Genomic DNA, 10,463 nt, shown 5'->3' with positions numbered 1-10,463 from the left:
ATGCATAGCACACCATGCACTAAACGTTAATGCAAAATCTTAAACAGTAATTCTTTTAAAATATCGGCATGGGTTTGGTTGGCTCCTACTCCTTTACTTTTTACATCAGCATCACGTAATAAGGCTATAATTTGTGATACTTTTCGCATTGGATAGTTACGGGCAGCGTTTACGTAGTCGTCCACAGAATATGGGTTTACTCCTAAGTTTTTAGGGCTTTATAAAACTTTTAATCTTCTAAAATCAACTTTTCTTTGGTTTAAAAACTTTAAGTCTACAAAGTATTCTTCAAAATCTTTTTTAAGAATATTTTCTCCAGCTCTACTTAAATACATATCTTCTATTTCCCATTTTTTATAATATATATTAATAACGTTTTGTTCGTAAAGCTTCATTCTGGCTTCAACTTCATTCATAAAAACTGATGTTTGCAGTTTTATATTTCTGTCTTTTAAAGAAATTGTTATTTGCGACCTAAACCTTTTACGAGTTTCAAACCTGTCGTGTTTGTTTTTATAATATTCAGGCGACCTTATAAATAATTCGTCTAAAAAACTACTCTTTTCATCAAAGTAATCGTCTGGATTTTCTCTACATTCTTTTCCATATACATCAATAGATATAGTTTCGTCGTAATAGAATCCTTCAATTCTAACATCTTCTGTAGATACTTTTATATGTAAGTAATCTTTAAAGAGCAACTTGTTTGACCTATTGTTATATCTGGTAGCATTATTATAGTTATCGGGACTCTTATGTGAAGATGTAAGGTAAATACCTTCAACTATTTTTCTTATAAATGTTACTAAGCTAAACTGCATTATTAATGGGTGTCTTTGATGTTTTAATTTTTACAACCTTTTCATGTAAATTAAGTTATTATTGATTTTAAAACTCATATATAGAAAAACGATTACTTACTCTGTTAATAAACTTTTTAAGAGCACTATGAATAACAGGTAAGAAAAAACTAAAATAACAGGATATATAACGACTTCCATCCCTAAATATAAGTGGTCGTATTTATCATACTCTGAATTGTGATTATACCAACCGAAAAAATTAAATATAGTATAGCTAAATTCATGATTGTAAGTATAATTACGATCAAAGTAATAAAATAACCTCATAAGTATCATACTTAAAACACCTACCAAACCAACATAAACCACTACCTTTTTCCATTTAGAAAAAGATAGCACCATAAAAGAAACAAAAAGAAGAACTAACAAAGGTGTAAAAATTGCCATTTCATTATCTGAACTTATATTTTTTTTACTTTGAAGAGCTTTAGAGCAATTAATAATATTAATTATTAGTATTGTGGAATAAATACTGGCTATGATAGATGAAATTATATTCGCGCTATTTTTTTTCATAATACTTGATTACCACTTTACAGGTATTTTAATACGTTCGTGCTTACTTTCTATTGATGTAATGGTTTGAGGTTCTCCTGTACTAGGATCGACAACTGTCATTTTTTCTTCTCTGCTGCCATGTCTTAGAAAAAATCTAGTAAAAATAGTGTCATTACTAGTTAGCATTTTAAATAGTTCTTGATTGTTTTTCTTGAAATCAACAATACTTATATGTATAGTATCTTTGTTTTTCTTTTTATCTAGTAATGGTCTTAATAATTGTTGAGTAACAGTACTTGTATCTATAATGTAATTGACATAATAGGTGTAATTAAGACTTTTCTTACCAAATATTATTTTTCTATTATAATTTCCAGCAGACTTTAGAGAGCCTCCTTCTACCGAATATAAATACATTTGAGGGCGGCTATAAGAAGATTTATAGTTTGATTCATAGGTTATTCTACTTAGGTTTAAGTTGACATAAGATGTGTTTTTTAATTCAATTTGATTAGGTAACTTAATATAAGCTACCTCTTCTATTTCTGACTTGTAAGTTCCAAAAATTACAGGAAAATTAACTGATTGAGATTGTTTTACTACAAGATCTTTTTTAGGGTTGGCACAAGTAAATGTTGTTAAGATTATAAACAAGTAAATAGTTAACTTCATTAATTAGTTAATTTAATAGGGACTTTAATTCTTTTTGTAGATAGTTTACTTTTTTTATCCTCGTTGTTAAAGCTTAAAAAACTCTGTTACCATTTTGCAGGAACAGTAACATACTCTCCTAACTTTCCATTATCTAAAAACTGAATTGAAATACTATCTCCTTTTGTTAACTTTTCAAATAATGCTGCATGTTTTTTCTTAAACTCTAAAACTGATTTTATACGGAAGGTATCTAAGTTGTTTTTCAACATTTTTAATATGTAAGGTTTTAACTCTTTTTGAGTGACCTCAGATGAGTCTATTTGATATCGTGAATAGATTATATATTTATTAGTTAAAAAAGGTGATATACTCATTATTTGATTGTTTTCTATTTCAACTAATTCTTCAGCATCATTATAGATAAATAAATCTTCTCCAATACCCTTTTTATTAAGGAAATAATTATAATTAATGGTAACAAAAGATAGTTTTGAAGGTGAACTGTTTTTTATTTTAATACCAAAAGGAATGTCTATTCTATAAACTTTTTTATGGGGTTTACTCATCATCACAATAACTGGACTTGAAGGTTTAAAACTTGAAACTTTTTTATTACTTGAACAAGCAATAAATATTAAAGTAACAAAGACATATTTCCCTCTATTTATCAATAAATATAGACTCGATAACGTAATCAAATCTTCCTTTTTCTTCTCCATAAACAGCTTTATACAATATTTGTACATTTTTTGTACTAAACTTTTGTTCACTTTCATAATCGTTTAATTTTTTTAAGGTTCTAAATTTTCCTAATAACAATGCTGATAAAGTTTTATTTGAAACAGCTATTAAATTATACTCTGTTTCATAAACATGTAGAAATGTTCTTAAAGCATCTAATCCTTTTGTTTTTGCTCTTTCAAGTTTTTCCTGCATTATTTGGTCAACCATAGCTTCTTGCTTTTCATGTTCAACTAATGCTACATATCCTAAAAACTCAAGCCATAAACTAATACCTACTATGGGAGTTTTGGGTAAAAAACGTTTTAACAAAAAATCAGGTACGTTTAAAGGTGTATCCGTTATTTCTTCTAAGCTCATCATAGAGAAATCAACCAAACTAAATATTTTACTAAATGCTTCAGATGCGTCTTCTGCACTCATTAGTGGTCTTATACGTAATGTATTTAGTATTTCTACATTAGTACCATTAGTTGCAAAATAATGTGCTTGGTTAGCTGCTGATTTTACAATACCATTATTAAAACGTCTACCTCTTTTTACAATTACCTCTTTGTTAAATACTTCTTCGGTGTATTGGTAAATTTTTCTAGACTTAGTATGTATTTTACCATTTGTGTCTACCATATTACCTTTGGCTAATTTCGCCAATGCAATGGTAGTTACTTTACTTTCAATAGCATTATTATAACCTGCTACAGCACTACTTACAAGTTTTTCAGCTTTCTTTTTAACTTTCTTTTTAATTTTTGATTTAGCAACGTCCTCAACTTCATCTATTGTAGCTTCTTTAAGTTCTGCTAAAAATAAAGGGCTTCCATCATTAGCTATAAGTTGTGGTAATTTACCCCCTGCAATAGAAGGTTTAAAAAACAGTGTTCGATCGGTAAAAGCTACATTAAGGTAAATACTTTCTCTATTAGGTAAATTTTTAGTTATCTTTTTATAAGTAACTCTCCAATAAAGTTCAATATCGTAAGCTCTATCTTCTACAAGGTTTTGTTCCCATTTTTGGTTAAGAAAAAGCTCAATAGTCGCCTTATTATTTTTTACGATAGCTTTTTTATGAACTTCTTTTTTGTTGAATTTATCGTCATCAGGATATAAATAGTCCCATAAAAACTTATCTAAATCATACAGCTTACAGTCTATCTCTTCACCGTCATTAATATCCTTAGTTTCTATGTGAAAATAAACTGTGTCTCCTAATTTTGCTTTTTTTAGGTTTAATCTGTCATTTTTATTTTTAGTCCACCATCCACTAATTATTTGAGGATTTTTTTCTGATTTATTGGTTTCTTTCGCTTTATAAGGAGTTTCTTTTATAGGGGGTATAAAACTTTCTTGCCAGTGTTTTATATAACGAGTAGGACTTTTTCTTCTCCAGTCTGTACTATTATTAAAAAAACGATAGTCTTGCATCGCAGGCGATATGGTTAACGTAACATACATACCTTTTTGGTTGTCAAAAGCTTCGTAATAATTTACAAGTACACCATCTTGAAAGTTGTATTGGAATAGCTCTACTCCATCAAACTCATCTTTGTAAAAGACTATTTTACCATCTCTTAATAAGTATAAATTAGCGGGATATTCAACTTTTGGGTTTTCGGTTCTATCGGCTTTAATCCACTCTGCAAAAGAGTCGTCATACATTTGTGATTCAAAAGTTACTGAGATAGTTCCTCCCATTAAGGCAGAAGTAGGTTTACCGTTCCAATCAGTAAGTCTGTTGTAATTTAAGTTAGTAGTAAGCAATTCTCGTTCCTCACCACATACAAAAAGCTTTGCTTTTATGTTCATAGATTTTTTTTAGGGGTGGTACAATTTTTTGAGTTAAAGATATAAAATATCTCCAAAATCATACAATTAGTGTATTGATTTTTAAGCTTTTTACCGTAAAACACTGTCTTTTAAGAACAACCAACTTTGTTTGTACGCAACTTGTACTTATACATACAATTTTATGTACTTAAAAAGCGACAAAGTAGTACGTATTTTTTTATCTCTTTATTCGAGTAGTTGTCTATTTGATACGTTTAATTATGAAAAAAAGAGAGTAGGTAACTTAATTTGATTGCCTCATTATTAGAATTTTGTTTGTAAAAATATCGTTTTACGACATTTTTACTCGTAGTTCTTTACTTCTTTAATGATAAGGTTTGTACACAATACAATTAATGCAAAATCTTAAACAGTAATTCTTTTAAAATATCGGCATGGGTTTGGTTGGCTCCTACTCCTTTGCTTTTTACATCAGCATCACGTAGTAAAGCAATAATTTGCGATACTTTTCGCATCGGGTAATTACGGGCAGCGTTTACGTAGTCGTCCACAAAATAAGGGTTTACTCCTAAGTTTTTAGCAACCGAAGCTTTCGATTTGTCTTTTAATCCGTGGTACATTAATAACTGTGTAAAAAAGCTATTTAGTAAGGAAATAGTCATTACCAACGGATTGTTCTTTGGGTTCTGTGCAAAATAATTGATGATTCTGTTCGCTTTCACCACGTCTCGCTGTCCTACAGCTTTACGCAACTCAAAATTGTTAAAGTCTTTAGAAATCCCGATATTTTCTTCAATATGCTTATCGGTAATAATGGTTTCCGCAGGCAATACTGAGGTTAGTTTATCTAATTCATTGCTAATCTTACTCAGGTCGGTTCCTAAAAACTCCACCAACATTTGTGCAGCTTTCGGTTCAATATTAAACTTTTTTCCGCCCAACACCTGACGTATCCAATCGGCTACTTGGTTATCATACAGTTTTTTACTTTCATAAATGAGTCCGCTTTTTGCTATGGCTTTGTACGCCTTTTTACGTTTATCGAGCTTTTTGTATTTGTAGTTAAACACCAATACGGTACTCGGTTGCGGATTGGCAGCATATGACTCTATTTTATCAATCGAACGGCTTAAATCTTGGGCTTCTTTAACAATAATCACCTGCTTTTCTGCCATCATCGGAAAACGTTTTGCCGACGACACAATTTCCTCTATCGATACATCACGACCGTACATAACTACTTGATTGAATCCTTTTTCAGATTCATCTAACACATTATCTTCAATATAATCTGAGATTTTATCGATGTAATACGGTTCTTCTCCCATTAAAAAATAAATGGGTTTGATGTTGCCTCCTTTTATATCGGATATGATAGATTTAATTTCGTTCATGTGTCTTTCTTCTACCTTCTTCTTGGTGTTGTTGTTATTTAAAATGTTGTAGCTAAGTATTCATTCCTTAATGACACTCTTAGTCATTTCGACGGAGCGATTTTATGAGCGACGAGAAACCGTAAGGTTCAGCGAAGCTAAATCTTGACAATAAGAGTAACACACCTCTTGAGATTCCTCCTCCTTCGTCATTCGCAATGACAATTACTATAATGTCATAGCGAGGAGTGGTAACGACTGAGAAATCTTAAACATGGGAGTAAATCCACTGAATGAGATTTATCCCTCTGGTCAAAATGACGGCTTCTCCTTCTTCTCCGTTAGAAATAACTTATAATTTTCTTACTTTTGGGTTATGCAAAAGCTCAACCTTCCTAGCTATACATTCAAGCTCAAAAGTAACGAAAATAAGACGCTTATTTTTGATAATTTGAGAAAAAAATATATGGTATTAACTCCTGAAGAATGGGTACGTCAGCATTTTGTTCAGTGGTTAATTCAAGAAAAAAACTATCCTGTTTCGCTTATTGCTATTGAAAAACAATTGGTTATCAACAACCTTAAAAAGCGTACCGATATTGTGATTTTTGCTTCGGACGGACATCCGAATATTATTGTAGAATGTAAGGCTCCGCATATAAAAATAACGCAAGATACGTTTGATCAAATTGCACGTTATAACTTAAAACTCGATGCCGATTACCTCATCGTTACCAACGGACTACAACACTTTTTTTGTATGCTCGATAAAGAGAAGGAAACCTATGTGTTTTTAAGAGATATTCCTGAGTACAAATAAGCTTTATGAAAACAGATTTTACTACTGAGCTGGTAACTATTATTAAGAGCGATACTTGGGTGATTAGTATTCTTGAAGCTGTTCGTAGCCTACACCTCCCCGATTGTTGGATTGGTGCTGGTTTTGTTAGAAACAAAATTTGGGATTACAAACACAACAATAAAAGAACTTCTTTAAACGATATTGATGTTATTTATTTTGATAAAAACGACATTACTAAGACTCGTGAATTAGCTCTTGAAGAACAGCTCAAAACTATTAATCCCACTGTGAATTGGTCGGTAAAAAATCAAGCAAGGATGCATCTTCGAAACGGTCATTCACCTTATAAAAATTGTTACGAAGCCATTTCTTATTGGCCCGAAACAGCTACTGCCATTGCTGTTCAGTTAAATACAAATAATCAAATAGAGTTTATTGCTCCGCATGGCCTAGACGATTTATTTAACCTTGTGGTTAAACCTACTCCTAATTTTGATTTGATAACGTATCGTAATAGGGTTACAAACAAAGGCTGGAAAGATACTTGGAATAAGTTGATTATTGAAAGGTAAGAGGTACACTCCTCATTAAATTTAGCTTCGCTGAACCTTACGCTTTCTCCCCTACGGTCGGGATGATGGAAATGTGAAACGTCATAACGAGGAGTGACAACAACGTAACTATCTCATTCTCTACAAACAGATTGCTTCGTTCCTCTCGCAATGACAATCGCTATAACGTCATCTCGAAGGAGGTTACGACTGAGAAATCTTAAGCTTGGAAGTTACTCTCCTTATAAATCCCTCTCTTATACTCTCAATGACGCTAATTTCTTTAATGACTCTCAACATATATTTAAACACAAAAAATTATGCACTTATAACATTTGTTTATCTTTTTTACTATCAAATCCTTAAATTCACATAACAAAACAACTTTATACCAAACTTTAAAAATTGACTTTATGAGTAACTCTATTAAATTAAACTTTGTAAACAAATCAAATGATGCGAATAATAGTGATGTTGTAATTTTTCAAAAGAATGTTGCGAGCAATTTTGATGAACGTCATACTGCATGGAAAGTGATTAAAAATCCAAGTCACGGGGAAAGCCTCCCTATTAATTATTCTACTAACTTTCAAGTTGCTGCTGCTGATTCTTACGGAAACTACACACCCAAATTAGCCGCTTATGATGGAAGTGCTTTTGAAATGGTTGAGAGAGCATCTGGACACACATTACAACCATCCCAACACTTCGCATCTAACATAGATGAAGTAGAAGTACGAAACAACCTAACACGAAGCGCTATTGATGCTAATTGTTATAAGGATGGTAAGCTATTAGCTATAAAAACTAATCTTGCACCAGGTCAAAAAGCTGTTTTTAAATTCAATCCTAAACTTTATATAGGTGTTGCTTCTGGAATTGAAGAAGGAGAAATTCTTAATTCTGCTATTATTTCAAAAATAAACACGGAAATAAATTTATTTGAGGTTCAAAGCGCTGATATTGTAATGACTGGAGGAGGTTCTGAGCCTTTTAATTTTAGTTTAGAGAACGTAACGTATATACCTGTAGAATTAGAATAGAAGTTATGCTGTTTAAAGAGAGTTACTCGCCTCATGAGATTCCTCCTCCTTTGTCGTTCGGAATGACAAAACTGTACGTCATTTCGAAAGAGGTAACGACTGAGAAATCTTAAACATAAGAGTTACTCCTTTAAAAGGGGTTTCTCACATACAGTCGGAATGATGGAAATGCGAAACGTCATAGCAAGGAATGGTAATTACATGGCTATCTTACTCTCGATAAAAAGATTGCTTCACTATTGCTCGCAATGACGAAACACGATTGTCATTTCGAACTGGAGTGTAACGGAAGGAGAAATCTTAAACATAAAAATTACTCTTCTTATGGGATTCCTCCTCGTACCTCGTTCGGAATGACGAAACACAGAATGACTTGTTCCTTTTTAACATGGATTTCATTTTTAAACTGTAAATTTGCCGTCTTGAAAACAGCTATCGTCATATTAAACTGGAATGGGAAAAAATTGCTTGAGCAGTTTTTACCTTCTGTCGTGAATTTTAGTTCTGAAGAAGCGGAAGTATATGTCGCGGACAATGCTTCTACAGATGATTCTATTAAATTTATCAAACAACATTTCCCTACTGTGAGAATTGTAGAGAATGCTGAAAATGGTGGGTACGCAAAAGGTTACAACGATGCATTACAACATATTAATGCCGATGTATATTGCTTAGTAAACTCTGATATTGAAGTTACCGACAACTGGTTAACTCCTGTTATTGACACTTTTAAGAAAGAAGCTAACACAGCGATTATTCAACCAAAGATTTTAGATTTTAAAGATAAATCGAAGTTTGAATATGCTGGTGCTGGTGGTGGCTTTATTGATGCTTTTGGATATCCGTATTGTCGTGGTCGTTTGTTTAGCGACTTGGAAATTGACAACGGACAGTTTAACGACACTACCGAAATTTTTTGGGCATCGGGAGCTTGTTTTTTTATCCGTTCAGAAGTTTTTCATCAACTCAACGGTTTTGATGAAGACTTTTTTGCACATCAAGAAGAAATTGATTTATGCTGGCGTGCTAAAAATAACGGACATACCATAAAATACGTTGGGGCTTCAACTGTATATCATGTAGGTGGTGCTACATTGGATAGCTTGAACCCTAGAAAAACGTTTTTAAATTTTAGGAATAGTTTACTCAACTTGGTTAAAAACTTACCTTCTAAAAAATTATTTCCAATCATTTTTTCTCGTTTGATCTTAGACGGATTGGCTAGCCTTAAATTTTTATTGGAAGGAAAACCAAATCATTTGTTTGCTATTTTAAAAGCTCATTTTAGTTTTTATATGCATCTTCCTAAATTCATAAAAAAGAGAAAAGAATCTCCTAAAAAATCAAACTACTACGAGCACAAGTCTGTAGTTTGGCAATATTATGCTAAAGGAAGGAAAAAATTTATTGAACTACGCTAATTCTTGTTCATCTTTATAGATATAATATAGCAGAAAGAAAACTGCAATTCCGCCGAAAGTATGCCATAACCAGTGCGTTCCCATAGGTAGTAACTCTACTTTATTATCCAATGTTCTAAATAGCAACGCTATTCCAAACACTATTCCTCCATACATTATATACTTTACGTTTTTCCAATGTGTTTTGTAAGCATACCAAATTAACGGAGTTATTACTGCAAATGCTGTTACTGCATATCCAAACGATGTTCTATATCCAGAAGGTATTGGTAAAAATCTTGGTAAAACGGATACTAAAAGTATAGCTACAATTATTGCTAATCGTTGCCACCATTTCTTTTTAATTTTTCCTATGAAATAAATAATAGCTCCTAAACATACAATCATAATAGGAACCCAATCTAACAACAACCAAAACTCATGACTTCGTGTTCCGTGAAACATGGTACCTCCTATCCAACTGATAAATATTACTGGAATGGCAAACAGAAAAAATGGGTATTGTTTAGGGTTTTGATAAATTCTTCTTCCGAAGTAAATCAGTAGTACAATAAATATTAAGTTACTAAAGGTATTGAAAGGTTCAACAGGCAATCTGCCTGCTATAGTTTCTTGATATATTGGTCCGCTGTCGTTGGGAAATCTATCCAGTAAAAACATATATCCTTTTTCTATTCTGTACTAAGATAGGAATTGTGCTTTTAATTGAAAAGTGATTTTTTAAGATTTAAA

11 protein-coding genes and 1 pseudogene are annotated in these 10,463 nt (G+C 31.9%); 4 read left to right on the top strand and 8 right to left on the bottom strand.

All coding sequences use genetic code 11. The features are described 5' to 3' along the window. Nucleotides 1-26: 26 nt before the first annotated feature. From LCI24_RS15715 to holA, 7 genes and pseudogenes are all read right to left on the bottom strand, one after another. A pseudogene (locus LCI24_RS15715) lies at nucleotides 27-212 on the bottom strand (DNA polymerase III subunit delta); the annotation flags it as partial. Between the two features lie 6 nt (nucleotides 213-218). Then, nucleotides 219-821 carry a hypothetical protein gene (locus LCI24_RS15710; protein ID WP_274641228.1) on the bottom strand — a complete coding sequence of 201 codons (603 nt, stop codon included), beginning with the start codon at nucleotides 819-821 and terminating at the stop codon, nucleotides 219-221. A 96-nt stretch (nucleotides 822-917) separates the two neighbouring features. Next, nucleotides 918-1,250, bottom strand: a complete 333-nt coding sequence (locus tag LCI24_RS15705; protein WP_274641227.1) for a hypothetical protein — start codon at nucleotides 1,248-1,250, stop codon at nucleotides 918-920. Between the two features lie 138 nt (nucleotides 1,251-1,388). Next, nucleotides 1,389-2,033: a hypothetical protein gene (locus LCI24_RS15700; RefSeq protein WP_274641226.1), complete on the bottom strand. Its 645-nt coding sequence runs from the start codon at nucleotides 2,031-2,033 to the stop codon at nucleotides 1,389-1,391. 86 nt (nucleotides 2,034-2,119) lie between these two features. Continuing rightward, nucleotides 2,120-2,734 (bottom strand): hypothetical protein, encoded by a 615-nt coding sequence (locus LCI24_RS15695; RefSeq protein WP_274641225.1) that lies wholly within the window; start codon nucleotides 2,732-2,734, stop codon nucleotides 2,120-2,122. After that, nucleotides 2,676-4,559: a type VI secretion system tube protein TssD gene (gene tssD / locus LCI24_RS15690; protein ID WP_274641224.1), complete on the bottom strand. Its 1,884-nt coding sequence runs from the start codon at nucleotides 4,557-4,559 to the stop codon at nucleotides 2,676-2,678. Before tssD ends, LCI24_RS15695 begins: the two co-directional genes overlap by 59 nt. A 374-nt stretch (nucleotides 4,560-4,933) precedes the next feature. Beyond that, a complete protein-coding gene (gene holA / locus LCI24_RS15685) occupies nucleotides 4,934-5,935 on the bottom strand; it encodes a DNA polymerase III subunit delta (protein ID WP_099216503.1) in 1,002 nt (333 codons plus the stop codon). 355 nt (nucleotides 5,936-6,290) lie between these two features. On the opposite strand from holA, the gene LCI24_RS15680 reads away from it, so the two are divergent. From LCI24_RS15680 to LCI24_RS15665, 4 genes are all read left to right on the top strand, one after another. Beyond that, the gene (locus LCI24_RS15680) at nucleotides 6,291-6,734 is read left to right on the top strand and encodes a type I restriction enzyme HsdR N-terminal domain-containing protein (RefSeq protein ID WP_274641223.1); all 444 of its coding nucleotides are present in this window, start codon (nucleotides 6,291-6,293) and stop codon (nucleotides 6,732-6,734) included. A 5-nt stretch (nucleotides 6,735-6,739) separates the two neighbouring features. Beyond that, nucleotides 6,740-7,288: a nucleotidyltransferase family protein gene (locus tag LCI24_RS15675; RefSeq protein WP_274641222.1), complete on the top strand. Its 549-nt coding sequence runs from the start codon at nucleotides 6,740-6,742 to the stop codon at nucleotides 7,286-7,288. Nucleotides 7,289-7,680: 392 nt separating this feature from the next. Continuing rightward, nucleotides 7,681-8,310, top strand: coding sequence for a hypothetical protein (locus LCI24_RS15670; RefSeq protein WP_274641221.1), 630 nt, complete (start codon nucleotides 7,681-7,683; stop codon nucleotides 8,308-8,310). A 422-nt stretch (nucleotides 8,311-8,732) separates the two neighbouring features. Next, the gene (locus LCI24_RS15665) at nucleotides 8,733-9,731 is read left to right on the top strand and encodes a glycosyltransferase family 2 protein (protein WP_274641220.1); all 999 of its coding nucleotides are present in this window, start codon (nucleotides 8,733-8,735) and stop codon (nucleotides 9,729-9,731) included. Here LCI24_RS15665 and LCI24_RS15660 read toward each other — a convergent pair. Further along, entirely contained in the window at nucleotides 9,723-10,391 is a 669-nt protein-coding gene (locus LCI24_RS15660; RefSeq protein WP_274641219.1) for a hypothetical protein, read from the bottom strand. The two genes, LCI24_RS15665 and LCI24_RS15660, sit on opposite strands and share 9 nt — an antisense overlap. Nucleotides 10,392-10,463 lie beyond the last annotated feature (72 nt).

Origin of the sequence: Tenacibaculum larymnensis, assembly GCF_028829235.1 — a bacterium.
GTDB classification, from domain to species: Bacteria; Bacteroidota; Bacteroidia; order Flavobacteriales; family Flavobacteriaceae; genus Polaribacter; species Polaribacter larymnensis.
This window is presented reverse-complemented; position numbering and strand designations above follow the sequence as displayed.

Excerpts from the sequence above, each read along its gene's own strand:
- holA (WP_099216503.1), bottom strand. The coding sequence starts at position 5,935 with ATGAACGAAATTAAATCTATCATATCCGATATAAAAGGAGGCAACATC.
- LCI24_RS15660 (WP_274641219.1), bottom strand. The coding sequence starts at position 10,391 with ATGTTTTTACTGGATAGATTTCCCAACGACAGCGGACCAATATATCAA.
- LCI24_RS15710 (WP_274641228.1), bottom strand. The coding sequence starts at position 821 with ATGCAGTTTAGCTTAGTAACATTTATAAGAAAAATAGTTGAAGGTATT.
- LCI24_RS15675 (WP_274641222.1), top strand. The coding sequence starts at position 6,740 with ATGAAAACAGATTTTACTACTGAGCTGGTAACTATTATTAAGAGCGAT.
- LCI24_RS15695 (WP_274641225.1), bottom strand. The coding sequence starts at position 2,734 with ATGGAGAAGAAAAAGGAAGATTTGATTACGTTATCGAGTCTATATTTA.
- LCI24_RS15680 (WP_274641223.1), top strand. The coding sequence starts at position 6,291 with ATGCAAAAGCTCAACCTTCCTAGCTATACATTCAAGCTCAAAAGTAAC.
- tssD (WP_274641224.1), bottom strand. The coding sequence starts at position 4,559 with ATGAACATAAAAGCAAAGCTTTTTGTATGTGGTGAGGAACGAGAATTG.
- LCI24_RS15700 (WP_274641226.1), bottom strand. The coding sequence starts at position 2,033 with ATGAAGTTAACTATTTACTTGTTTATAATCTTAACAACATTTACTTGT.
- LCI24_RS15670 (WP_274641221.1), top strand. The coding sequence starts at position 7,681 with ATGAGTAACTCTATTAAATTAAACTTTGTAAACAAATCAAATGATGCG.
- LCI24_RS15705 (WP_274641227.1), bottom strand. The coding sequence starts at position 1,250 with ATGGCAATTTTTACACCTTTGTTAGTTCTTCTTTTTGTTTCTTTTATG.